General features: G+C 61.8%; 23 protein-coding genes. 7 read left to right on the top strand and 16 right to left on the bottom strand.

Annotation, left to right across the window (positions count from 1 at the left end; genetic code table 11):
- Positions 1-86 precede the first annotated feature (86 nt).
- Together nirK and ACWBU6_RS12740 are read left to right on the top strand one after the other, a co-directional pair.
- On the top strand, positions 87-1,493 hold the full coding sequence (gene nirK / locus ACWBU6_RS12745; RefSeq protein ID WP_452649147.1) for a copper-containing nitrite reductase: 1,407 nt from the start codon (positions 87-89) through the stop codon (positions 1,491-1,493).
- 77 nt (positions 1,494-1,570) lie between these two features.
- Entirely contained in the window at positions 1,571-2,251 is a 681-nt protein-coding gene (locus ACWBU6_RS12740; RefSeq protein ID WP_090440394.1) for a Crp/Fnr family transcriptional regulator, read from the top strand.
- Here ACWBU6_RS12740 and ACWBU6_RS12735 read toward each other — a convergent pair.
- The 10 genes from ACWBU6_RS12735 to ACWBU6_RS12690 form a co-directional block, all read right to left on the bottom strand.
- Positions 2,208-3,467, bottom strand: a complete 1,260-nt coding sequence (locus tag ACWBU6_RS12735; protein WP_452649146.1) for a permease — start codon at positions 3,465-3,467, stop codon at positions 2,208-2,210. The two genes, ACWBU6_RS12740 and ACWBU6_RS12735, sit on opposite strands and share 44 nt — an antisense overlap.
- Positions 3,467-3,694: a DUF2249 domain-containing protein gene (locus ACWBU6_RS12730; protein WP_452649145.1), complete on the bottom strand. Its 228-nt coding sequence runs from the start codon at positions 3,692-3,694 to the stop codon at positions 3,467-3,469. The genes ACWBU6_RS12735 and ACWBU6_RS12730 overlap by 1 nt, the downstream gene beginning before the upstream one ends.
- A 10-nt stretch (positions 3,695-3,704) precedes the next feature.
- Positions 3,705-4,100: an RrF2 family transcriptional regulator gene (locus tag ACWBU6_RS12725; RefSeq protein ID WP_452649144.1), complete on the bottom strand. Its 396-nt coding sequence runs from the start codon at positions 4,098-4,100 to the stop codon at positions 3,705-3,707.
- Positions 4,101-4,103: 3 nt separating this feature from the next.
- Entirely contained in the window at positions 4,104-6,374 is a 2,271-nt protein-coding gene (locus ACWBU6_RS12720) for a nitric-oxide reductase large subunit (protein WP_452649143.1), read from the bottom strand.
- A gap of 91 nt (positions 6,375-6,465) precedes the next feature.
- Complete coding sequence (locus ACWBU6_RS12715; protein ID WP_452649142.1) at positions 6,466-6,717, bottom strand: hypothetical protein; 252 nt, start codon at positions 6,715-6,717, stop codon at positions 6,466-6,468.
- A 175-nt stretch (positions 6,718-6,892) separates the two neighbouring features.
- Positions 6,893-9,364, bottom strand: a complete 2,472-nt coding sequence (locus ACWBU6_RS12710; RefSeq protein ID WP_452649141.1) for an adenosylcobalamin-dependent ribonucleoside-diphosphate reductase — start codon at positions 9,362-9,364, stop codon at positions 6,893-6,895.
- 65 nt (positions 9,365-9,429) lie between these two features.
- Positions 9,430-10,428 carry a DinB family protein gene (locus ACWBU6_RS12705; RefSeq protein WP_452649140.1) on the bottom strand — a complete coding sequence of 333 codons (999 nt, stop codon included), beginning with the start codon at positions 10,426-10,428 and terminating at the stop codon, positions 9,430-9,432.
- Positions 10,425-10,808 (bottom strand): hypothetical protein, encoded by a 384-nt coding sequence (locus ACWBU6_RS12700; RefSeq protein WP_452649139.1) that lies wholly within the window; start codon positions 10,806-10,808, stop codon positions 10,425-10,427. Before ACWBU6_RS12700 ends, ACWBU6_RS12705 begins: the two co-directional genes overlap by 4 nt.
- A gap of 19 nt (positions 10,809-10,827) precedes the next feature.
- Positions 10,828-11,583: a hypothetical protein gene (locus ACWBU6_RS12695; protein WP_452649138.1), complete on the bottom strand. Its 756-nt coding sequence runs from the start codon at positions 11,581-11,583 to the stop codon at positions 10,828-10,830.
- Between the two features lie 30 nt (positions 11,584-11,613).
- Complete coding sequence (locus tag ACWBU6_RS12690; RefSeq protein WP_452649137.1) at positions 11,614-12,204, bottom strand: DUF1439 domain-containing protein; 591 nt, start codon at positions 12,202-12,204, stop codon at positions 11,614-11,616.
- 47 nt (positions 12,205-12,251) lie between these two features.
- On the opposite strand from ACWBU6_RS12690, the gene ACWBU6_RS12685 reads away from it, so the two are divergent.
- The 4 genes from ACWBU6_RS12685 (at position 12,252) to ACWBU6_RS12670 (ending at position 15,374) form a co-directional block, all read left to right on the top strand.
- Positions 12,252-13,064: a DUF72 domain-containing protein gene (locus tag ACWBU6_RS12685; RefSeq protein WP_452649136.1), complete on the top strand. Its 813-nt coding sequence runs from the start codon at positions 12,252-12,254 to the stop codon at positions 13,062-13,064.
- A gap of 125 nt (positions 13,065-13,189) precedes the next feature.
- The gene (locus tag ACWBU6_RS12680; protein ID WP_452649135.1) at positions 13,190-13,558 is read left to right on the top strand and encodes a GntR family transcriptional regulator; all 369 of its coding nucleotides are present in this window, start codon (positions 13,190-13,192) and stop codon (positions 13,556-13,558) included.
- Entirely contained in the window at positions 13,555-14,412 is an 858-nt protein-coding gene (locus ACWBU6_RS12675; protein WP_452649134.1) for an ABC transporter ATP-binding protein, read from the top strand. The genes ACWBU6_RS12680 and ACWBU6_RS12675 overlap by 4 nt, the downstream gene beginning before the upstream one ends.
- The gene (locus ACWBU6_RS12670) at positions 14,409-15,374 is read left to right on the top strand and encodes a hypothetical protein (RefSeq protein ID WP_452649133.1); all 966 of its coding nucleotides are present in this window, start codon (positions 14,409-14,411) and stop codon (positions 15,372-15,374) included. The genes ACWBU6_RS12675 and ACWBU6_RS12670 overlap by 4 nt, the downstream gene beginning before the upstream one ends.
- A 68-nt stretch (positions 15,375-15,442) precedes the next feature.
- Here ACWBU6_RS12670 and groL read toward each other — a convergent pair whose 3' ends face one another.
- The 4 genes from groL to ACWBU6_RS12650 all read right to left on the bottom strand — a co-directional run bounded on the left by groL (position 15,443) and on the right by ACWBU6_RS12650 (position 18,460).
- A complete protein-coding gene (gene groL, locus ACWBU6_RS12665) occupies positions 15,443-17,047 on the bottom strand; it encodes a chaperonin GroEL (protein WP_452649132.1) in 1,605 nt (534 codons plus the stop codon).
- A gap of 28 nt (positions 17,048-17,075) precedes the next feature.
- A complete protein-coding gene (locus ACWBU6_RS12660; protein ID WP_452649131.1) occupies positions 17,076-17,390 on the bottom strand; it encodes a co-chaperone GroES in 315 nt (104 codons plus the stop codon).
- A gap of 146 nt (positions 17,391-17,536) precedes the next feature.
- Complete coding sequence (locus ACWBU6_RS12655) at positions 17,537-18,166, bottom strand: diguanylate cyclase (RefSeq protein ID WP_452649130.1); 630 nt, start codon at positions 18,164-18,166, stop codon at positions 17,537-17,539.
- A gap of 24 nt (positions 18,167-18,190) precedes the next feature.
- Positions 18,191-18,460, bottom strand: a complete 270-nt coding sequence (locus ACWBU6_RS12650; protein ID WP_452649129.1) for a hypothetical protein — start codon at positions 18,458-18,460, stop codon at positions 18,191-18,193.
- Positions 18,461-18,653: 193 nt separating this feature from the next.
- On the opposite strand from ACWBU6_RS12650, the gene ACWBU6_RS12645 reads away from it, so the two are divergent.
- Positions 18,654-19,214 carry a glycine zipper 2TM domain-containing protein gene (locus ACWBU6_RS12645; RefSeq protein ID WP_452649128.1) on the top strand — a complete coding sequence of 187 codons (561 nt, stop codon included), beginning with the start codon at positions 18,654-18,656 and terminating at the stop codon, positions 19,212-19,214.
- A gap of 56 nt (positions 19,215-19,270) precedes the next feature.
- Here ACWBU6_RS12645 and ACWBU6_RS12640 read toward each other — a convergent pair whose 3' ends face one another.
- Positions 19,271-20,089, bottom strand: a complete 819-nt coding sequence (locus ACWBU6_RS12640) for an outer envelope protein (protein WP_452649127.1) — start codon at positions 20,087-20,089, stop codon at positions 19,271-19,273.
- An 11-nt stretch (positions 20,090-20,100) separates the two neighbouring features.
- The gene (locus ACWBU6_RS12635; protein WP_452649126.1) at positions 20,101-21,987 is read right to left on the bottom strand and encodes a methyl-accepting chemotaxis protein; all 1,887 of its coding nucleotides are present in this window, start codon (positions 21,985-21,987) and stop codon (positions 20,101-20,103) included.
- Positions 21,988-22,088 lie beyond the last annotated feature (101 nt).

Genomic DNA, 22,088 nt, shown 5'->3' with positions numbered 1-22,088 from the left:
GCGTCAATTCAATAACATGCATGTAAAACATAAGATTTGTTTGTCAAACGGCGCAATCCCGTGCCGGACAAACCTGTGAGAAGAAAATGAAACCGACCTTGATGTCCAAAGCCATTGCAGCACTGGTGATCGGCGCCGCAACACTGGCGCCAGCTTATGCACAACATGGCCAGCATGGCGGCAATGGCAGTACTGCCGTCAAATATCGTCCCGATGTGACCTACACGCTGCGCACCGATATCGCAGACGGGAAGCTGGTCTTCATCAGTGACACCGGCGAATCCAAGGGCAAGGTTAATCCGACGCTGCGCGTGCCTGTTGGCGCCGTAGTGCAGATCAACCTGGTCAATGGCGACGGCGCTACCCACGATATTTCCGTGCCCGACTTCAAGGCTAAATCGAACCAGTTGAAGGACAAAGGCGCATCGACCGCCATCGTCTTCAAGGCGGACAAGAAAGGCGAGTTCACCTACATCTGCACCTTGCCCGGTCACGTGGCAGCCGGCATGATCGGCAAGATCATCGTTGGCGAAGGTGAAACCAAAGCCGCTCCGCAGGGCGCGGATGTTTCGCGCAGCCCGATGGAGGTAGGCATCCCTGTCGGCAAGCGCGGTCCGCAAACCGTCAACGTGAAGCTCGATACCACCGAAATCCTCGGCCAGCTCATGGACGGCACCACCTACAAGTACTGGACCTTCAACAACAAGATCCCTGGCCCGTTCATCCGCGTCCGTGTGGGCGATACCGTGAATGTGGACATGTCCAACGCCAAGGACAGCCACATGATCCACTCGGTTGACTTCCACGCCGTGACCGGTCCGGGCGGCGGCGCTGCAGTGACCCAGGCGGCCCCCGGCAGCACCAAGAGCTTCACCTTCAAGGCCATCAACCCGGGCCTGTACGTGTACCACTGCGCTACCCCGATGGTGGCACAGCACATCTCCAACGGCATGTACGGCATGATCCTGGTCGAACCTGAAGGCGGCCTGCCGAAAGTCGACCGCGAGTTCTATGTGATGCAGGGTGAGTTGTACACCGCGCAGAAGCATGGCACGCCGGGCGAGGCTGAATTCTCGCTGGACAAACTGCTGGCCGAACAGCCGGAGCACCTGATGTTCAACGGTACCCACGATGCGCTGACCAAGACCCACCGCATGGAGGCCAAGGTTGGCGAAACCGTCCGCATCTTCTTCGGCGTGGGCGGTCCTAACGCAACTTCCAGCTTCCACGTGATCGGCGAAGTGTTCGACCGCGTGTATAACCTGGGCGACCTGACCTCGCCACCGCTGCAGAACGTGCAGACCACCACCGTGGCTCCCGGCGGCGCAACGATGGTCGAGTTCAAGACCGAAGTTCCAGGACGCTTCATCCTGGTCGACCACGCGTTGTCGCGCATGGAGAAAGGCCTGGTCGGCTTGCTTCACGTGACCGGCAAGGAGAATCCGGAGATCTTCCGGACCAACAGCAAGCCTGACGGTGATTCGGGCCACTAAGCAGGAATAGCCCCGACATTACCTTAACCAGGACAGGACCCGCCGAGCGGGTCCTTTTGCCATTTCAGGAGAACCAAATGCCAAGCCCCAAAATCGACCCCCGCGAGTTCCTCAAGCGACTGCCCCTCTTTGCAGACCTGTCGCCGGAGGAGCTGACGCTGGTGGCTGCCGGCACGACCGAACACCACATCCCGCGCGGCAGCGCAGTCTTCCAGCGCGGCGATCCATGCGTCGGCTTCCACATGGTGATCTTCGGCCAGGTCAAACTCAGCTTCCTCTCAGCCCAGGGCAACGAGAAGATTGTCGAGATCATCGGTCCAGGTCACAGTTTCGGCGAAGCCCTGATGTTCATGGAAAAGCCATACATCGTCACTGCCCACGCAGTCAGCGACTGCATGCTGCTGCACATTTCCAAGCACACCGTATTTGCCGAACTGGCGCGCAATGCGCAGTTTGCACGCCGCATGCTGGCCGGCATGAGCCGCCGCCTGCACGGCCTGATTTCAGACGTGGAAGCCTATTCTCTGCGCTCTGGCAGCCAGCGCATTATCGGCTACCTGTTGAAGGACGACGACGCGGGAGATGGTTCGGAGATCACGCTGGCGGTCAGCAAGAAGCTGCTGGCCTCGCGCCTGAACCTGACGCCGGAGTACTTCTCGCGCGTGCTGCACGAGCTGGCCGACCAGGGCATGATTGCCGTGAACGGCCGCCAGATCAAGATTCTTGATTCGGCCCGTTTGCGAGCCTACGAAGGCTGATCGCAGCCAGCGCCAGGTCGAAACCCAGGCGCATGCAGGAAACTGCCAGTACCGCACCTGCCAGCTGGGCAAGCCAGCCGGGTGCGATGGCAGCGGCAAGCAGCATCACCACGCTGGCGGCATGCCAGGCGAACTGCACACGCGGTTCGCTGTCCGGCATCAACTGGCGCACGCCAGGCACATCGCAGCCGGCGTGCTGCCCGTGATACCACAGCAGGAAAGGCACGATTTTGTACAGCATACCGTTCACGGCCGACATGGCAAAGCCCCCGATAAACAGCACGCCGAGGACCAGGGCCTTATCCAACCCGCGCGGGCAAAGGAATACGGCGACACTGGCCAGCAGCGAACCAAGCGACAGCCACCAGTACCAGGTCGATACATCGGCCGCGCGCTTGCGGCGGAGCAGCAGCACCAGGGTGTAGACCGCGAACAGCGCCAGGCAAACGCTCACCAGGCCCGCCCCGATCCATTGCCACGGCTGGTTGAGCAGGTAGCCAACAGTCCACAGCGCAAGCCCGGCAAGGCAAAGCGGCGGCAGCGTGAAAGCCAGCTGGCGCGGGAACAGCTGGGTGGACTGGAACATCGGCACCACCTGGAATACCACCGAGACGACCAGCACGCCCACCCAGCCCACCAGGGCCCAGGCGGCATGCACATTGGTCCATTCCATCACACGCAGGCGCACCGCGCCCACCAGGAACGCAGCCAGCGCCACACCGATCGTGACTGCGCAGGCCAGGGCCAGCACGGCCTGGCGCATACCAGCCACGACGGGCAATGCATTCGGTGCCGAGCGCTGCGCCAGCGCGCGCGCCAGCACAGCAACAAGGAGGATGAAGGCACCCGCCAGCAGGATGCCGGCCGCGCGCAGGCACCACGGCAAACCGTGCAGGAAGCCTGCCGCCAGCAGCAGTGCGCCGCCAGCCAAGGCGCCCCAGATAACGGGTCCCAGCCGGCGCGCCCAACGCAGCTCGACGCCGGCTACTACCGGCACCATCTGCAGCAGCGAACCTGCCATGGCCATGCCAAGGAAGCCCAGGGTCAGCAAGTGGGTGACTGCCAGCGTGGCCGGTGCCCAGCGCGTGCTCATTGCCTCGGCGCCCTGCCATACCAGCAGCAGGCCGGCCAGGGCCCCGAACCACGGCGCCGCCAGCAGGAATCGCAGCGGCAGCGCCAGCCCGGGCGTATGCTCGAATGCCAGCTTGCGTTGCATCAGTTAGCTTGGGTAATCAGGATTTCGTAGATATAGTCTTCACGCATCGACGTGGCGTAGCGGTAGCCGTTCTTCTCGAGGATGCGGTAAAGGGGGACCGGCTCGCGGTCGATGACCATGCGGATATGCTGGCCAGGTTGCAGCAGGTCGAGCGCTTCCAATACGCGCTCCATCGGTTCGGGCGGCACCATGCCGCACAGCTCCAGCAAAATTTCAGGCGCACTCATGATGGTTCCTTCAGATGAGGTCCGCCAGCGTCTGGCGGTCGAGATGACCGAGGTAGGCCTCGGTCGCCCTGTGCAATCCCTCCTGCAGGCGGCAAGCGCCGGCCAGCTGGCAGGTATTGCGCGTAGCATTGAAACATTCAACAATCGTAAAGTCGGCTTCGGCCAGGCGCACCACTGCGCCCACCGAAATCGAAGCCGGTGGCTGCGCCAGGCGCAGGCCACCGGCCCGTCCGCGCCAGGTGGCCACCAGCCCGGCCTGGCCGAGCCGGTGAGCCACCTTGCGCAGGTGATGTTCGGAGATGCCGTGTGCCCTGGCGATCTCCTGCACGGTGACCAACCTGCCTTGCTGCCGGCCCAGGTACATCAGCAGGCGCAAGGCGTAGTCGGTGTGGCCCGTGAGGCGCATTGCCTAGCGCTCCAGCGCCACGCCTTCTGCCACGGTTTCTTCCTGCTTGCGCTTGCCGATCAGGCGCAGCGCGAACAGGCCGAGAAGCAGGCAACCAACCGCGAACACGATATCGCCGGGAACACGCAGCCAGACTGCGGTTTCCATGAAGGTGGAGTGCACCACCTCAGGCGAACGGGCGTACCACATGCCCTTGGTGATCGAAGCCACTGCCTGGTAGATACCGGCTGGGACCAGGGACATGAACACCATCATGGCGAGACCGATATTCATGGTCCAGAACATACCGGCCAGCAGCTTGTCCGACCATGCAAGGCGGTCCACCAGGCCGCGCAGGCAGAACAACATCAGGCCGATACCGAGCATGCCGTACACGCCAAACAGCGCAGCGTGGCCGTGTGCAGCGGTCATGTTCAGGCCTTGCATGTAGTACAGCGCGATCGGGGTGTTGATCGAGAAGCCCAGCAGGCCAGCGCCCACGGTATTCCAGAAGCCGACAGCGATGAAGCACAGGATGGCCCATTTGTAGGAAACCAGCCATGGGGCCGATTGCGAACGCTTGTAGTTGCGGTAGGCTTCGATGCCGATCAGCGACAGCGGAACCACTTCCAGCGCCGAGAACATGGCGCCGATGGCGATCACCGAAGTCGGGGTGCCGGTGAAGTACAGATGGTGCAAGGTGCCCAGGATGCCACCGAACAGGAAGACGATGGTTTCCAGGATGATGGCGCTATTGGCCGAAGCAGCGCGGATCAGGCCCAGGCGGGTGAACAGCAGCGCGATGACAGCGGTTGCGAACACTTCGAAGAAGCCTTCCACCCACAGGTGGACCAGCCACCAGCGCCAGTACTCGACCATCGAGTAGTGGGTCGACTTGCCCCAGGTCAGGGAGGTTGCGTAGAAACCGCCAATGCACAGTGCTGCCAGGAACACCATGGCGATAATGCCGCGGCTTTCCGATGGCTTCTTCAGCGCCGGCCACAGGCCACGGCCCAGCAGGAAGGCCCAGAACAGCAGGCCGACGAACAGCAGGATCTGCCAGATACGGCCCATGGAAGTGAACTCCAGGCCCTGGTTACCCAGCCAGAAAGCGAAGTCGGTGCCCTTGTGTTGCAGCACGCCCAGCCAGCCGGTGGCGGTCGAGCCGACAACGATGAACAGCAGCGCGTAGAACAGCACGTCGGTGCCCAGCTTCTGGAATTTCGGTTCCACCCCGGAGATGGCCGGAGCGATATACAGGCCGGTTGCCAGCCAAGCGGTTGCAATCCACAGCACCGCGAACTGGGTGTGGATGGTGCGGCTGACGGTGAACGGCAGGATGTCGGCCAGCGGATAGCCAAAGAAGCTGGTGCCTTCCACCGCATAGTGCGCGGTGATCACGCCCATGCCGACTTGCGCCAGGATCAGGCCGACGACGACCAGGAAGTACTTTTTGGTGGCCTTCATCGAAGGCGTCGCCTTCAGGCTGAACAGCGGGTCGTTCTTCGGCGGTACAGGATCCTCTTCTTCCTTGTGCATGCCGTGGTAGAACAGCATGCCGGCGATGGCGCCGATCATCAGGATGACCGAAGCAATCGACCAGATGCCGGCACCGGCGCTGGGCGTATTGTCGATCAGCGGTTCGTGCGGCCAGTTGCTGGTGTAGCTCAGGCCAGTTTCGCCCGGACGGTCGGCAGCGGCAGCCCACGAGGACCAGAAGAAGAAGCCGCTCAGTGCCGCGCGGTCGGCCGCTTCAGGCAGCGCGTTCGGGGTCATGGCGTACTGCTCGCGCAGCTTGGCGTATTGCGCCTCATCGCCGAACAAGCCAGTGTAGTGGGCAGCCACGATACGCACTGCTTCCGTGCGGATGGCGGACAGCTTCACCTCATTGGTGTCGGCGTTGTAGGTGTTGGTGCGCAGTTCGGCCTTCACCAGTGCATCCACGTGGGCTTTCGAGCCGGCTTCGAGCTGGGCGTAGTCCTTGCTGAAGATTTTGCGCGCGAACAGGTCTTGCAGCGCCACGGCCTCGCGGTGCAGCCAGTCGGCCGACCAGTCCGGCGCCAGGTAGGAGCCATGGCCCCAGACGGTACCCAGTTGCTGGCCGCCAGCCGACAGCCAGGAGCTTTGGCCGTGCTTGACCTGGTCAGGGGTGTAGATGACTGCGCCGGTCTCGTCGACGACTTGCGCTATTGGGGGCGCTTTCAGGTAGATTTCGCGGCCCACCCAGCCCAGTACCGTAAACGATAACAGGCAGATAATGGCGAGCCACGTCCATAACTTCTTAGTGGCGTGCATGATAGCTCCTTTTGTGGTGTTTCAAATGTATGTTTTTAGCCAGAATACAGCCGCCACGAAGGCAGCTCACATGATCCAGGTCAAGTGTTGATCAATGGCCGCCGCAACCGCCGCAGCAGGTGTGGCTGCGCTGTTGCGGCGCCACAGGCGGGTAACCGTGTTCTTCCAGCAGCTTGCCAAGGTGCTGGACGCTGGTCAGGGAATCATCGAAGGCGACTTCAACGTGGGCAGCGCCGGCTGGAGCGTGTACGCCGCGGATGCCCGGTACGGTGCGCAGCAGGTCAAGCACGCGGGTGACATGGGCGGCGTCCAGGACGGAAGCAAGTTGGAAAGAATGATGCATTTGTAAGTCCTCCTCGGGGTTAGTGTGGGAGGAAGTTTATGGAGGGGCTGGGGGGATGTCCTTGACGCACCTTAAGCAAAACCGGTAAACCGGGGTCTGACCCACAGGGTCAGACCCCCAACGGTTTCTCAGACGGGGGCGATCGCAGACAGGGGCTGGTCCTGGCTTACCGGTTTTAACCACAGCCCCCCATATAGTGGCATTCGACGCATCGGGTGCAGCCGTCGACTTTGCGCAGTGCGCGCGCCCCACACTCCGGACACTTCCCCGCCGACTGCGTTGGCGCCGCCCCTGCCGCCGTCATCGTCTCCGGCGCCACATGTCCGGTCGAAGCACACCGCAGCGCCAGCTGCGGCACCGGCACCTGATTCCCATACGCATCCAGAAACCCCCGCCGTATCAAGATCCGCTGCAAGGTAAACGCAATCGCCGCCACCTCGGAATCGTGAAAGACCGGCACCTGCACCCCATCCTCGCGCGTCAGCAGGCCACAGCGCACCGGCCCCTTCTCCCACGCCACCTCACGCATGTCGGCCAGCGCCTTGGCGATCGAACTGCCGGCGCGCGCCGCCATCGACAGCAAGCGCATGGACGAGGTGATCCACTGCTGACCATCGCTGCGCTGGTTAGCCGGCATGAAGAACTCAAACGGCCGCTCAATGCGCACCGGCGCCCCATCCAGCATGCCGTCGACAGTGATGAAGCTCACGGTCAGGTAAGCCGACTTCTTGCCTTCCTGCGTCCAGTATTCGACCTTGGACGTCACCGACTCCAGCTCGCCTAACGGACGCCCATCGAAGCGCTTGCGCAGCGGATCATCATCACGCAGCACCGGCGCGGCAGAAGTGGAAGCAGCCGCCGGCTCCGGCACCACGCTCAGCACGCTGCCGGTCACCGTATTCGGACGGAAGGTCGCCAGTCCTTTCAGCCCCGCCACCCACGCATCGGTGTACAGTTCCTTGAAATCGTCGTATGGATAATCCTCCGGCACATTCACCGTCTTCGAAATCGCCGTATCGACGAAAGGCTGCACCGCCTCCATCATGCTCACGTGGTCCAGCGCCGCCATATCCAGCGCCGTAACGAACTGCGGCGGCAACTGCCCCATGTCAAAGCCCATATGGCGGTACAAGCGCCATGCATGGTCCGCCACCTCATAGGACCGCGACGAGCCATCCGGCATGCGCTTGCGCCGCTGGTAGACCCACGAGAACGCCGGCTCAATGCCGTTGGAAGCGTTGTCCGCAAACGCCAGCGTGATCGTGCCGGTCGGCGCAATCGACAGCAGGTGCGAATTGCGGATGCCATGCTTTGCAATTGCCTCGCGCAAGGACGCCGGCAAACGGCGCACGAAAGCCCCTTCCAAGTACTTATCCCTGTCAAAGAACGGGAAAGCCCCCTTCTCCTGCGCCAGCGCCACCGAGGCGGCATAGGCCGCATCTCGCAAAGCCTCCGCAATGCCAGCCGCCATCGCACGGCCACCTTCGGAGTCATAGCGCAAGCCCAGCATCACCAGCGCGCTGCCCAGCCCGAGGAAACCCAGGCCAATGCGGCGTTTGGCAGCTCCCTCGTCGGCTTGCTGCGGCAACGGCCACTGGGTCGCATCCAGCGCCAGGTCCAGCATGCGCACCGCGATACCGGCCACCTCGCGCATCGCCTCATGGTTGAAGCTTGCGCGATCGGTGAAAGGATTCTGCACAAAGCAGGTCAGGTTCAGCGAACCCAGGTCGCAGCAACCGTAACCGGGCAGCGGCTGCTCACCGCACGGATTGGTGGCGCGCAGGGTCTCGCAGTAATACAGGTTGTTCTCGGCGTTGATGCGGTCCACGAACAGCACGCCCGGCTCGGCGTGGTCATAGGTGGACGTCATCACCTTGTCCCACAGCTCGCGCGCCGGCACGCGGCGATAGACCCACAGCCCATCTTCACGCCGGTGCGCGCCTGCCGCCAGGTCCTCGTCCCCCGGTTCGACCTTGTGCACCAGCTCAAACACGGCGTCCGAAGCCAGCGCACGCATGAAGGCATCCGTCACGCCGATCGACAGGTTGAAATTGCGAAAGCCGCCATCGTCCTTGGCAGCAATGAAGCGCTCGATATCCGGGTGGTCGATACGCAGCACGCCCATTTGCGCGCCGCGCCGCGCGCCCGCCGATTCCACAGTCTTGCAGGAAGCGTCGAACACCTCCATGTACGACACCGGGCCGGAAGCACGCGACTGCGTGCCCTTCACCTTCGCCCCCGCCGGACGGATGGCACTGAAATCGTATCCCACGCCGCCGCCGCGGCGCATGGTCTCAGCCGCCTCCGCCACGGCAGTGTAGATGCCCGGCAGACCATCGTCTTCCCCCGTCACCGAATCACCCACCGGCTGCACGAAGCAGTTCATCAAGGTGGCTTTCAGGCCCAGGCCAACGGCCGAATTGATCCGTCCCGCGGGCACGAAGCCATGCTCCTGGGCCCACAGGAATTTTTCCTCGAGATCGTCGCGCAGCTCCGGCGCCTCCAGCGCGGCCAATGCGCGCGCTACGCGGCGGCGGACGTCAATGATGTCCTGCTCATTCCCCTTCGCGTATTTTTCGCGCAGCACGTCCAGCGAGATTTCCTGGGGCGGCATGGGACTGCCGAACATTTTTTCGTTTGCATTCATGAATAGTCCTGCTCAGGTTAAAACTGAGCCTGACTATCCCTGAATGCCGGAGCAAATTCCTTGATTCAGGATAAGTTTGGCGACCAGATTTCCTCTTCCGACCAGCCAAGCTCCTTGAAATCCTGCACCCGCAAGGGAGCCTCGCCCTCGGAGAAGAATTCATCCAGTTGCGGCGGAGCGATAGGCGTCGACGACAGCATCGCATGCACCTGGCCGCGATGATGGATCTGGTGCTCGAAGATGTGTGCCAGCAGGCGCTGGCGCGTATCGCGTTGGAAGTCGCCCTGGCCGCGGTCAATGGTCACCACCCGGCCAAGATCGCCATCGCGCAAAGCCTTGCAATACGCGATCAGGCGCTTATCTGCCTCACGCTGGGCCTTCCAAAGCGCCGCGCAGGTATCGAACGGCTCCTCCACCGCAAAAAATTCGCTGCAGTAATCCGGATGCGGCGGCGCCCCGCGCGCCTCGCGCTCCAGCGCATCGATATAAAACCAATCCACGGTAAGGATGTGATTAAGCGTAGCCCTAATCGACGGAAAGAACCCCGACCGCGGCGCCACGAAATCCTCCTGCGACAACTGGGCACAAGCCCGCAACAGCCGATGGTTAGCCCAGCCATTGTTATACGCCTCGCTCAGCAAATGCCGCGACAGCCGCCCAGCCGAGCCCGTGGCAACCTTGGGGTCTGCCCCCAAGGTTGCCACGATTGACGCGCGGTAGCCTTCCGGCAGCCCCGCTGGCAGGGCATCGCGGGCAAACAATCCGACTTCCTTGTGCTCATGGCTCAACACCGGCACGAAGCCGCCCTGCAGTGTGCAGCCGTAGGTCACGACAAACACCTTCTTCCCCGGCACTACCTCAAACAGGTAACTATCGAGCGGCGCCCCGACGTCGACGCGCACGCCAAGCTCCTCCCAGACCTCCCGGGCAAGGCACGCCGCCGCCGTCTCACCGTCCTCAATACGCCCGCCCGGCAGCTCCCACTCCTCGCGCTCATTCTTCAAGAGCACGACTCTACCGTCGGGCGCGCAGAAAACGCCCTTCACCGAAACTGGATAACTCATTGGATATGCAAATAAGTGATGCCCGGCGCATCTTCGAGAATCGACCGCACCGCCGAATACAGCCCCGCCACCGCCGTCGCGCGCTGATCGCGCCCGGCCAGCCGCTCCATCAAGCCGCAATCGGCGAAGACATAAGCCTGCCAGCCTTCTTCCGCATTGGTGCAAGCCACATACAGCTCGCAATCCTCAGCCTCCACCGGCACGCACCAGGCAAAGTCCTCAGGAATCACCTCACCCATGGCGCGATAGCCATGCAAGGGCAGTTCATTGGCCATCCATTCAGCCAGGCTGCGGCCGTAAATGCCGGGATTGGTCAGTTTGTCCTCATCCGCCAGGATTTCGAAGCGGGACGACTGGAACATCAGGACCGGGCTATGCATTCTGATGCTCCTTCACTTTTCAGTTGCGCGGCACTTGCGCGAACGCGGCATTCAATCGCCGGACCGTGGCGCCATTCATCGACGCCGTATGCCGGTTCCAGCGATCCATTGTATGTTGCAGCTCACTCTGCAAGCGTTGCGCCAACTGGAATTCGCGCGCACCGGCAGCCCAGATCGCAAACTCGGCACGCGCATCGAAACTGCCGAAGCGATTAACCGCATTCTCAAACTCGGCACGGGCTTCACCATTGCGTCCAGCAGCCGCCAAGGCCTGTGCCAGCAACAGGCTGCATTGCTCGGCGCGGTAATTGGCGTCCGTGCGGCGGATGAATTCCAGGTGCTCAATGGTCTTGGCATGTGCGCCAATTGCGAGGTTAGCGCGCGCCGCGCCGAGGCGGATCTCCAGGTCCGAGCCAAAAGCGCCCTGCAGGCAAGCCTCATAAGTAGTAGCCGCTTCGGCAGCTTCGCCCGCTGCCAGCAGCGCGGCGGCAAGGCGCATCTGGTGCTGCGCGGTCGGCGTGAAGTTGAAAGCATCGCGCGCTTCGCGCAGCTCGCGGCCCGGATCGAGCATCCGGCCAGCCGCGGCAACCGCTTTACGCGCACCGACTTCCAGGCGCGAACTCGGCAGGTACACGGCGAAGAAGTACACCAGGCTGCCCAGCAGAGGGAAAGAGAACAGGATCAGCAGCCAATACAGCTCCCGCCCGCGGCGCACCGCGTGTACCGCAAAAAAGATGGCAACCAGTATATGCAGACCCAGACCGACAAACGGCATTTCTCTTTCTCCTATTAGTTGAAGTTTCGATTATAGACGACCGTCGCGCAAGGGTTCGAGGTGAATGCTGAGGCCACTTGCTGAGGTACGGATCGCGGTCGGCACGAACTGTACGCCGGCATAACGTAGCTCATCAGGACGCCAGGTGTAGATCGGCGTGTCGCGCGCAAGGGTATCGGCCAGCAAGCGCGCGGCCGCGGCGACCTGGCGCTGCGTGCGTTCATCCAGCCCGTCCAGGGTGAAATCTTCCAGGCGCGCGTCGGCCAGCATCACCGCGTTACGGCCCTGGTCGATATTCAGCCGGCCCGACAATGAAAGGCTGCCGGTGAATTGCTGCCGCATCAGCGGCGACGAAACCGACAGCGTGGCTGCCAGCGCGATCCGGTCGTTCGGCAGCGTGGAAAGCCGCGGCTGCTCCAGCCGCAGTTCGAAGACTGCCAGTGCGCGATGCTCGAGCGGGAAGCGTTGGTCGATATTACGCTGCAGCCGCGCCAGCGGCACTTCGTGATCGCGCGGTCCGGCGAAGCTTGCACAGCCAGACAGCAGCACGGCAGCGCCGCCGCCAACCGCCAGGACAGCAGCGGCAATGGCGCGCGCAGCGAGTCGTCTGTGTGGGGTCATTTGAGGCTCCTGTGTCATAGTCGCAGCCATGATAACGGGGATCGGATATGCAACCTGTAACCATTGGTATCGCTGGATGGGCTTTACCGCGCGCCGACGCCGCCCTCTTTCCGCCGGCAAGCTTCGGCAGCAACCTGGCGCGCTACGCCGCAGTGTTTAATGCCGTCGAAATCAACTCCTCGTTTTACCGCCCACACCTGCCGCAGACCTACGCCCGGTGGGCAGCCATCGTTCCCGAAGAATTCCGCTTCGCCGTCAAGCTCCCGAAATCCATCACCCATGAAAAGCGCCTGCAAGATGCTGGCGCAGACCTGGACCGCTTTGCGGCGGAGGCAGGCGCACTGGGCGAAAAGCTAGGCTGGATACTGGTGCAAACGCCGCCCAGCCTACGCTTCGACCCGGCGGCTGTGGCAGCCCTCTTCGCAGGCCTTGGCGAACGCTTTGGCAGTAACAGGGGCGACGTTGCGGCACGCGCGCCAAACGGACCAAACCCAGCGCTGCAAAGGCAAGTGCTTCTGGCCTGCGAAGCACGCCATGGCACATGGTTTGACAATGAGGCGACGGCGCTTCTGCGCGAAATGGGCGTGATTCGCGTGGTAGCCGACCCGCCCGCCGGAAAACCCGGGCCATTTATAGCAACAAACGACGAAGCTGCTTACGTACGCCTGCACGGCAGCCCGCAAATCTATCGTTCAATCTACGAACCCGAACGGCTGCAGCAAGTCGCCTCCTGGCTGCGCGACCAGCGCGGCAAGGCGCTGGTCATCTTCGACAACACGATGTCAGGCACCCAAAACCGGCAGGCGAGAGCTCTCCACAAGCTGCTCACGTCTCACGTCCCCTCTTCACTTCCTGGATGATCCGGTTCGCGAACTATCCATCCTAATTTGCATTTGCAAAAAAACCACTTGCAGCCAGCAGTTTCGGTGTTATAGTTCACTACAACACCAGTTCATTAAATCACCAACACTGGAGGAAACGCTGTATGTGGAATGAGAACCGCCCGATCTACCTGCAGTTGAAAGAGCGGGTCGTCGGCATGATGCTGGATGGCTTGCTCAAGCCGGGCGATGCCTTACCCTCGGTACGCCAGGTCGCTGCCGATTATCAATTGAATCCGATTACCGTCTCCCGCGCCTATCAGGAGCTGGTCGACGAAACCTTGGTGGAAAAAAGAAGGGGATTAGGAATGTACGTTACCGAAGGCGCTGTTGATAAACTGCTGTCCACTGAACGCGAGCGCTTTATCCGCGAAGAATGGCCCGCAATGGTCGAACGCATCCGCCGCCTGGGCCTGGACATTGAACAACTGCTGCGCGCCACGACTGTGCCGCCACAAGGAGCCCCGGCATGACAGCGATCATCACCGCTAAACACCTGAGCAAAAGCTTCGGCGCCACCAAGGCGCTGGATGATGCCAGTTTCCAGATCAACGCCGGCCGCATCGTCGGACTGATCGGCCCAAACGGCTCCGGCAAGACCACCACCCTGAAAGCCATCCTCGGCCTGTCGCGCTTCGAAGGCGAACTGAATGTGCTGGGCCTGGACCCGCGCCAGCAGCGCGATGAGCTGATGAAGGACGTCTGCTTCATCGCCGACGTCGCCATCCTGCCGCGCTGGCTGAAAGTCAAGGACGCGATCAGTTTCTGCGAAGGCATCCACCCGCGTTTCAACCGCGAACGCGCCGAGAAATACATCGCCAATACCAAGCTGTCGCCGGACATGAAGGTCAAGGCCATGTCCAAGGGCATGATCGTGCAACTGCACCTGGCGCTGGTGATGGCAATCGACGCCAAGCTGCTGGTGCTGGATGAACCGACCCTGGGCCTGGACATCCTTTACCGCAAGCAGTTCTACCACCAGCTGCTGGAAGACTACTTCGACGAAAACAAGACCATCCTGATCACGACGCACCAGATCGAGGAAGTCGAAAACATCCTGACCGACCTGATGTTCATCCGCGACGGCAAGATCACCCTCGCCGCCTCGATGGACGAAATCGGCGACCGCTACACCGAAGTGATGGTGCAGCCGGAGTACATGACCGCCGCCAGCGCCCTGCAGCCACTGCACCAGCGCACGGTGTTCGGCAAGGCAGTGATGCTGTTCGACGGCGTCTCGCGCAAGCAGCTTGAAACGTTTGGCGAAACCCGTACCCCCAGCGTGGCCGACCTGTTCGTGGCCAGCATGAAAGGAACATACGAATGAATACGATGAAATGGCTGATGCAGCGCGAATACTGGGAGAACAAGGGCATGCTGTTCTGGGCCCCCGCCATTATCTCCGGCCTGATGGTGGTATTTACCGCCGTCATGCTCATCGTCGGCAACAAAATGGAAATGCACATCAACGGCCATGCCCTGGAACGCTTCCATGAAATGACCGCCGGACAGCGGCACGAAATGGCCAATGCCCTTGGCGCTGCATTCCCGATGATGGCCACGCCGCTGTACATCCTGATGTCCTTCGTGATCTTCTTCTACTGCCTGGGCGCCCTGTACGACGACCGCCGCGACCGCAGCATCCTGTTCTGGAAATCACTGCCGGTTTCGGACGTCACCACCGTGCTGTCCAAAGTGGCGATGGCAACTGTGGCGGCGCCGCTGATCGTATCGGCGATCGGCTTCGTGGCATCGCTCGCGATTATCCTGATGACGGCCATCGCCCTCAGCTTCCATGGCGTGAACGTGTTCAGCGACCTGCTTTCCTCCACCAACCTGTGGCTCTCGCCGTTCCGCATGCTGTCGCTGATCCCGGTCTACCTGCTGTGGGCACTGCCGACCGTGGGCTGGCTTCTGATGGTGTCGAGCTGGGCGCGCAGCAAGGTGTTCCTGTGGGCGGTCGGCACTCCGCTGATGACCGGTGCGTTGCTGGCCTGGGCCAACTATGCTTTCAAGCTGGGCGTCAACATGGAATGGTTCTTCTCGCAGGTGGTGCTGCGCCTGCTGGGCAGCGTGCTGCCAGGCGCCTGGTTCATCTTCGACCGTTCGGCCCATGAGGCAATGAAACACGCACCCGGAATGGAGAACGACCCGGTCGGCCAGATCGGCGGTTTCTTCAACCAGACTTACGCCTCGTTGGCCAGCCCGACACTGTGGGTCGGGGTGGCTGCAGGCGTGGCGATGATCGCCGCCGCGATCTGGATGCGCCGCTGGCGCGAAGAGAGCTGATTCGAAACCGGTAAAGGGCGGCCGCCTCACAAGCACGGCCGCCCATCAGCGCGTGCGCTGGCAGGACGTCAGGCAGGCAGCGCTTCCTTCTCCTCAGGCGCCGTGTCGGACACAGTCGCCTCGGTAGTCAGCAGCAGGCCAGCGATGGAGGCGGCGTTCTGCAATGCGGTGCGGGTCACCTTGGTTGGGTCGATCACGCCGTTTTCCACCATGTCGACGTACTCGCCGGTGGCAGCGTTATAACCGAAGTTGCCCTTGCCTTCTGCCACCTTGGCCACCACCACAGAAGGCTCTTCGCCGGCATTGGAAACGATCACGCGCAGCGGGGCTTCCAAGGCGCGCAACACGATCTGCACGCCTGCATGCTGGTCGGCATTAGCCCCCTTCAGCTGGGTGATGGCCGCACGTGCACGCAGCAGCGCCACGCCACCGCCCGGCACAATACCTTCCTCAACGGCAGCGCGGGTCGCGTGCAGAGCATCGTCAACGCGGTCGCGCTTCTCCTTCATTTCCACTTCGGTGGCTGCGCCGACTTTAATGACAGCAACGCCCCCTGCCAGTTTGGCGACACGCTCCTGCAGCTTTTCCTTGTCGTAGTCGCTGGTCGCCTGCGCAATCTGGGCCTGGATAGTCGTCACGCGCGCATCGATGCGCTGCTGCTCGCCGGCGCCGTCGATGATGGTAGTGGCTTCCTTCTGCACCTCGATGCGCTTGGCGCTGCCCAGCTGCTCCAGCGTGGCCTTTTCCAGCGTGAGGCCGGTCTCTTCCGAAATCACGGTGGCGCCGGTCAGCACGGCAATATCCTCCAGCATGGCTTTGCGGCGGTCGCCAAAACCAGGCGCTTTGACCGCGGCCACCTTCAGGATGCCACGCACCGAGTTCACCACCAGCGTCGCCAGCGCTTCACCTTCAACGTCTTCCGCCACGATGAAGAGCGGCTTGCCAGCCTTGGCCGATTGCTCCAGAACGGGCAGAAGTTCGCGGATATTGCTGATCTTCTTGTCGTATAACAGCACCAGCGGGTCTTCCAGCCGCGCGAGTTGCTTGTCCGGATCGTTGATGAAGTAGGGGCTCAGGTAGCCGCGGTCGAACTGCATGCCTTCCACCACATCGAGCTCGTTTTCCAGCGATTTGCCATCTTCAACGGTAATTACGCCCTCTTTTCCCACTTTCTCCATCGCCTGGGCAATGATGTCGCCGATGGCGCCGTCGGAGTTGGCAGAGATGGCGCCCACTTGGGCAATTTCCTTGCTGGTGGCGATGGGCCGCGAAATGGCCTTCAGCTCCGTAATGGCGGCAGCAACCGCCTGGTCGATACCGCGCTTCAGGTCCATTGGATTCATGCCGGCAGCCACGTACTTCATGCCTTCCTGCACGATGGCTTGGGCAAGAACGGTGGCTGTGGTGGTGCCGTCGCCCGCCACATCAGCAGTCTTCGAAGCCACTTGCTTGACAACTTGCGCACCCATATTCTCCAGGCGGTCCTTGAGCTCGATCTCCTTGGCGACCGAAACACCATCCTTGGTAATGGTGGGTGCACCGAAGCTTCGGTCGATCAGCACGTTGCGGCCTTTCGGACCCAGCGTGACCTTCACGGCGTTGGCCAGCACATTCACGCCCTTTACGATACGGGCGCGGGCATCTTCGTTGAACTGGACGTCTTTAGCAGTCATAATTTTATCTCCCTGGAACGTTTTGGATTCAGGCCGCTTTGGCGTTGGTGGCGGCATGCTCGATCACGCCAAGAATGTCTTCCTCGCGCATGACCAGCAGTTCTTCGCCATCAAGCTTGACGGTCTGCCCGGCGTATTTTCCGAACAGGACCGCGTCGCCGACTTTCACGGCCAATGGACGCACACTGCCGTCAGCGAGGGCGCGGCCATGGCCGACCGCCAGCACCTCGCCTTGCTCGGGCTTCTCGGTGACGGAATCAGGGATCACGATGCCGGATGCGGTTTGGCGTTGTTTTTCAATTCGCTTAACAATAACCCGGTCATAGAGGGGACGAATCTTCATTTCTTCAATCTCCAAATGGTGTCAGATCATTTACAAAGTGAATCGGTCCAGACAAAGCTAGAGCCAGACTTCAGCGTCGTCGAAAATATGTTTTCGCATTTTCATTTTCAAGATGGCCACAACATCCGAGTTTGTAACAAAATGTTTCATGGCAGGAGGAGGTGATCGTGACGGCCCAGCTGGTACACCACGCGCTTGTCTTTGGTAGTCGGCAGCGGCCGTACCGGGCAATCTGATGGACGCCCACCGTCCGGGGCAAGGCTGTCATCCGCCGGACCAATGCCTTCCCACAGCCCGCCTTTAATCGGCTGGAAAAGCCATTGCTGATAGCCCTTGCGCGCCGCAAGGTCCATCAGTTCCAGGCGCGCATCAAGGTCACCTCCCAACACCGGTTCATCCGGGTAGCCTGCCGCGTTGTCGCCGAAAGCCTGGCGACAAGCGAAGGCTTCGCTGGCGGCAGCCCCGGCCGAGTTGCAGGCTCGCAGTTGCAAACGCTCCAATTGCCAGGCTCCCAGTCGCCAGGCCACATCCAGCAAGGCTTCCTCGGCTGCCACGCTGCTGGCCCATGGCCCATCGAACTGCAGGGCGGAACTCGCCACCGCACGCGCCGGCAGATCCACTCCATCCAGTTGCAAAGGTGTGGCCCGTCGGAAGCCATGCCAATGGAGAAAGAGCAGCAAGGGTGTATCGGGCCAGTTGGCCCGCGTGGCACTGACGGCAAACAACGGCAATCCCATGGCGGAGATTTGCGCAGACACAGCATCGAAAATATGCATGGCAAAGTCCTCCTGGCGGCAGGGTTAATGGACGTAGGGCTGTCCGGTTGCCGCCTCAGGACTCACGCCCAGGGCTGCTCTGCCCGGCATCAACTCCTGGCAGCGATCAAGCTGCCGCTGCGCCAGGGCCAGCGCCTGCGCGTAACTTCGCAACTGGCTCGGCGAAGGCAGGTTGCCGCAGCCCTTCAGGGCGCGCGCTCCGGTAGCGGTAATGTCCGCCATTGCCCGGCTGGCCTTGTCATGCGCGGTCCGCAGCTCCGCCAGGCTGTCCAAAAAAGCCTCTTTATGTTCCATAGTCTCTCCTTAAGAACACATAACAAGGCAAATTATTTCTGGTTTGGCTCCAAAAATTTCAAGACCCCGCGAGATTCGCGCTTGCTGTTCAGTAACATTTACTTACCGCAGAAACATTTTTTGCGTCACCGTATTTTCTGCCTGGGCCGTTTTGCAAGCAGGCGCCAATGATGGCGATTCAGGAGAGAACAAAATGGAAAACAGCCCACGCACCCAAATTCATCCAATGATGGTTATCGCCGCTGCTTCGGTAGCGCTTGTAAGTCTGGTTGGAGCCGCATCAATTGCTGGCCTTCTGCCGAACTCCAACGCGACTACGGCGCCGAGCGATGCTGCCCCTCCGGCCGCCGCGGTGGCTCCGGCCGCTGCATTGGCTCCGGTGGCGGCGGTTGCCACGCCGGCGCCAGTTGCAGCGCCAGTGCGTCCGCCAGAGGTCCGCCGTGAAGTGGAGCACAAGACAGTCGCACATCGTACTCCCGCGCCAGCTCCGCGTGCCGAGCCTGAGCCGGCGCCTACGCAAGCGTCAGTGTCGGCACCTGCGCCTGCACCGGCGCCTGCGCCGCAGAACAGCGCGCTTGGCATCGGCATCGGCGCAGTGGTAGGCGGTTTGATCGGCAATCAGGTTGGCGGAGGTAATGGCCGTAAGGTGGCCACGGTTGTCGGGGCTATCGGCGGCGGTTACGTTGGCAACGAAATTGCCAAGCGCAGCCAGCAGCAAGAGCAACAGCAGCAGCAACCGCAACAGCAGCAATAACTGTTGCTGGCCCCGTGGCTTCCTGCCAGCGGGGCAGCTCAAACATCTGCCAGCAATCAGAAGTGGTACTCGGCGCGGACCATAGGGGTCTGCGCCAGGCTGCCCGGCACGTTGGATGGATTGCCGAACTTATTCCGCCAGTACTGGTACTCGAAGCCGGCCTTCAGCTTACCCGGCTTTAGGCCTGCGGCCGCGCTGAAGTCATACATCACCTGCATGTCGATGTTAATTTCCGGCGCGGTTGGCCCGCCGAATTCATTGCGGCCTTTCTCGCCGATGTAATTCATATACCCTTCGAAAGACCAGCCGCCGCCCAGCGGAATGCCCCACGCTGCATTCAGCATGGCGTGCGTGTCGTAATGGTAGCGCTTGGACACGCCGATCGGCTCATTGCTTTCCCATAGTGCGAACAGGCTGATATTCAGGAAGCCCGGCACGTCGACCATCAGCGTCGGTCCCATCACCAGCATTTGCTTGCGCGAGGCATAGCTCTTGTCGTTCTTGTGGTTCCAGTCCAAGCCCGCAGTGAAGCCAAGGCCGCGCATGCCGGCGCCTTTGAACTCCTTGCCGGACAGCTTGCCGATGTCCAGCGTGTGGCGGTACAGCAGGTAGGTTTCGGTCGCGCTGTCGTCCTTGCGGTTGGACTTGAGGATGTCCAGGTTCATGAAATTGCTGCCGTACCGGTAGCCGCTGGCGTGGGTCAGGTTGATGATGCTCTTGCGGATGTCCTGCGGGTTGTACGGCTCGGCGAACCTGGTGCCGAAGCGGTAGCCGATGGAATTGTCCATCCAGTCCAGCGCGAGCGCCGGCTGCGCGGCGCCAAGCGCCAGGGAGACTATGGCGGCGGTGCGCGCCAGCGGTGCAAATCGGATCATGCGTCCTCCTGTTAGCGTAATTTCGGGGTGGCGTCGAGCTTGAACAAGCCGACCACCTCCTCCAGCCGCGCGGCCTGTTCGCTGAGCGATTGCGCGGCGGCTGCGGCCTCCTCCACCAGCGCGGCATTTTGCTGCGTGGTGTTGTCCATCTGGGTCACGGCCTGGTTGACCTGGTCGATGCCCAGGCTTTGCTCCTGGCTCGCGCTGGCGATTTCCTGCATCAGCCCTGCCACGTTCTGCACCGACTTGACGATTTCCTGCATCGCGGCGCCAGCCGAATCTGCCAGCTTGCCGCCATCGGCTACCTGCTGCACTGATTCCGTGATCAGCTCCTTGATCTCCTTTGCCGCAGCGGCGCTGCGCTGCGCCAGATTGCGCACCTCGCTGGCGACGACTGCAAAGCCGCGCCCCTGCTCCCCGGCGCGCGCAGCTTCCACAGCGGCATTCAGCGCCAGGATATTGGTCTGGAACGCGATGCCGTCGATCACGCCGATGATGTCGGAAATCTTGTTCGAGCTGGCAGTGATCGTCGCCATCTTCTCGACCACCTGGCCCACCACGTCGCCGCCGCGCCTGGCCGATTCGGCAGTGCCGGCCACTAGTTTGTTAGCCTGCTCCGCGTTGGCGGTGTTGTTATGCACAGTCGATGTCAGTTCTTCCATCGCGGCCGCGGTTTCCTCCAAGTTCGAGGCCTGTGCTTCGGTGCGGGCCGACAGATCCATATTGCCGCTTGCGATATCGCCCGTCGCAGCGCCGATGGCGCGGCTGCTGTCGCGCACGCGCAGGATGGTGGTGTTGAGCGACTCGACAAACTTGTTGAAGGCCGCTGCCAGCGCGCCCAGTTCATCTTTCGACTGGACAGGCATGCGGCGTGTCAGGTCGCCGCCGCCGCTGGCAATGTCTTCCAGCAGTTCAGCCGCCTTCGCTACCGGCGATGCGATTGCGCGGGCGATCGCAAAAATCGCCAGCATGCCGATGCCGCCGCCGATGACGGCGGCGATCAGCGAGGTCATGGCGGCGCCGCGTGCGATGCCGGCCAGGACTTCCGCCTCCGGCACTTGCGCAAGCAGGTAGGCGTTCAGTTCGGGGATGAAGGACGATGCCACCAGCATTTCGCCCTCGGCACCTTTGAAGCTGTCGGCCACAAAAGCTTCGCCGCCCAACAAGCGCTTGGCCAGAGCCGGCGTCATGCCGTGCATTTCCGCCAACTGGTGCTTGCCGTCGACCATTTTCGGGTCGCGGTGGATCAGCACCGTGCCGTTGGCGCGCACCAGGAAGACGTAGCCGGACTGGCCCAGTTTATAGTTGCGCACGGCCTCCGCCAGTGCGTTGACGGACAGGCCAAGGCCGGCGACAGCCTGCTTGCCGCCGGCAGTCTGCACGCGGGTGTTGATGAACAACATATAAGTATCGGCACTGACGTCCTTGTCGATGTCGAGCTGGTAGGCCGAACTGCCGGTCAGGAAGCCGTAAAACCACTGGTCACTGGCGGCCTTTTCGTTCAGCGTGCGGTCGTAGCCCTTGTCGGTGAAGTACTTGCCGGTCGCGCGCGACACCCAGAACACGGTGGCCGCATTGTTCTTCGACTTGAGGTTTTTCGCTTCTGTGGACCACGCCTCCAGGCCTTCGTCCGGCACACCGGCCTCTTCCCAGGCATGCAGGAAGGTATTGTTGGCCAGGGTTTGCGATACCGCCAGCGGCGTAGCGATCTGGCGCAGCACGTCGTTGCGGATGGCTGCTACCTGGGCCGGAAGTTCCTGCCGCAGCACGCGCTCGCGCGCCGCCTGGCTGGTCTTCATGATGCTGAGGGTGGAGGAAATGATGATGAACAGCAGGAGGGTCAAGCCCATGCTGAGAAGAAGCTTGTGCCGGATGGACAAGCGGTGCAGCAATTCCATTCGATCTCCCGGGGTATTGATATTGTGCATCCAGCATATCAATGCCCGGGAGCCGCCACAATCAATCCGAACGAATATGGCGGATTCTCACAACAGCTACT

It is taken from the genome of Pseudoduganella sp. HUAS MS19 (genome assembly GCF_053615455.1).
This window is presented reverse-complemented; position numbering and strand designations above follow the sequence as displayed.

Excerpts from the sequence above, each read along its gene's own strand:
- nirK (WP_452649147.1), top strand. The coding sequence starts at position 87 with ATGAAACCGACCTTGATGTCCAAAGCCATTGCAGCACTGGTGATCGGC.
- ACWBU6_RS12740 (WP_090440394.1), top strand. The coding sequence starts at position 1,571 with ATGCCAAGCCCCAAAATCGACCCCCGCGAGTTCCTCAAGCGACTGCCC.
- ACWBU6_RS12735 (WP_452649146.1), bottom strand. The coding sequence starts at position 3,467 with ATGCAACGCAAGCTGGCATTCGAGCATACGCCCGGGCTGGCGCTGCCG.
- ACWBU6_RS12730 (WP_452649145.1), bottom strand. The coding sequence starts at position 3,694 with ATGAGTGCGCCTGAAATTTTGCTGGAGCTGTGCGGCATGGTGCCGCCC.
- ACWBU6_RS12725 (WP_452649144.1), bottom strand. The coding sequence starts at position 4,100 with ATGCGCCTCACGGGCCACACCGACTACGCCTTGCGCCTGCTGATGTAC.
- ACWBU6_RS12720 (WP_452649143.1), bottom strand. The coding sequence starts at position 6,374 with ATGCACGCCACTAAGAAGTTATGGACGTGGCTCGCCATTATCTGCCTG.
- ACWBU6_RS12715 (WP_452649142.1), bottom strand. The coding sequence starts at position 6,717 with ATGCATCATTCTTTCCAACTTGCTTCCGTCCTGGACGCCGCCCATGTC.
- ACWBU6_RS12710 (WP_452649141.1), bottom strand. The coding sequence starts at position 9,364 with ATGAATGCAAACGAAAAAATGTTCGGCAGTCCCATGCCGCCCCAGGAA.
- ACWBU6_RS12705 (WP_452649140.1), bottom strand. The coding sequence starts at position 10,428 with ATGAGTTATCCAGTTTCGGTGAAGGGCGTTTTCTGCGCGCCCGACGGT.
- ACWBU6_RS12700 (WP_452649139.1), bottom strand. The coding sequence starts at position 10,808 with ATGCATAGCCCGGTCCTGATGTTCCAGTCGTCCCGCTTCGAAATCCTG.
- ACWBU6_RS12695 (WP_452649138.1), bottom strand. The coding sequence starts at position 11,583 with ATGCCGTTTGTCGGTCTGGGTCTGCATATACTGGTTGCCATCTTTTTT.
- ACWBU6_RS12690 (WP_452649137.1), bottom strand. The coding sequence starts at position 12,204 with ATGACCCCACACAGACGACTCGCTGCGCGCGCCATTGCCGCTGCTGTC.
- ACWBU6_RS12685 (WP_452649136.1), top strand. The coding sequence starts at position 12,252 with ATGCAACCTGTAACCATTGGTATCGCTGGATGGGCTTTACCGCGCGCC.
- ACWBU6_RS12680 (WP_452649135.1), top strand. The coding sequence starts at position 13,190 with ATGTGGAATGAGAACCGCCCGATCTACCTGCAGTTGAAAGAGCGGGTC.
- ACWBU6_RS12675 (WP_452649134.1), top strand. The coding sequence starts at position 13,555 with ATGACAGCGATCATCACCGCTAAACACCTGAGCAAAAGCTTCGGCGCC.
- ACWBU6_RS12670 (WP_452649133.1), top strand. The coding sequence starts at position 14,409 with ATGAATACGATGAAATGGCTGATGCAGCGCGAATACTGGGAGAACAAG.
- groL (WP_452649132.1), bottom strand. The coding sequence starts at position 17,047 with ATGACTGCTAAAGACGTCCAGTTCAACGAAGATGCCCGCGCCCGTATC.
- ACWBU6_RS12660 (WP_452649131.1), bottom strand. The coding sequence starts at position 17,390 with ATGAAGATTCGTCCCCTCTATGACCGGGTTATTGTTAAGCGAATTGAA.
- ACWBU6_RS12655 (WP_452649130.1), bottom strand. The coding sequence starts at position 18,166 with ATGCATATTTTCGATGCTGTGTCTGCGCAAATCTCCGCCATGGGATTG.
- ACWBU6_RS12650 (WP_452649129.1), bottom strand. The coding sequence starts at position 18,460 with ATGGAACATAAAGAGGCTTTTTTGGACAGCCTGGCGGAGCTGCGGACC.
- ACWBU6_RS12645 (WP_452649128.1), top strand. The coding sequence starts at position 18,654 with ATGGAAAACAGCCCACGCACCCAAATTCATCCAATGATGGTTATCGCC.
- ACWBU6_RS12640 (WP_452649127.1), bottom strand. The coding sequence starts at position 20,089 with ATGATCCGATTTGCACCGCTGGCGCGCACCGCCGCCATAGTCTCCCTG.
- ACWBU6_RS12635 (WP_452649126.1), bottom strand. The coding sequence starts at position 21,987 with ATGGAATTGCTGCACCGCTTGTCCATCCGGCACAAGCTTCTTCTCAGC.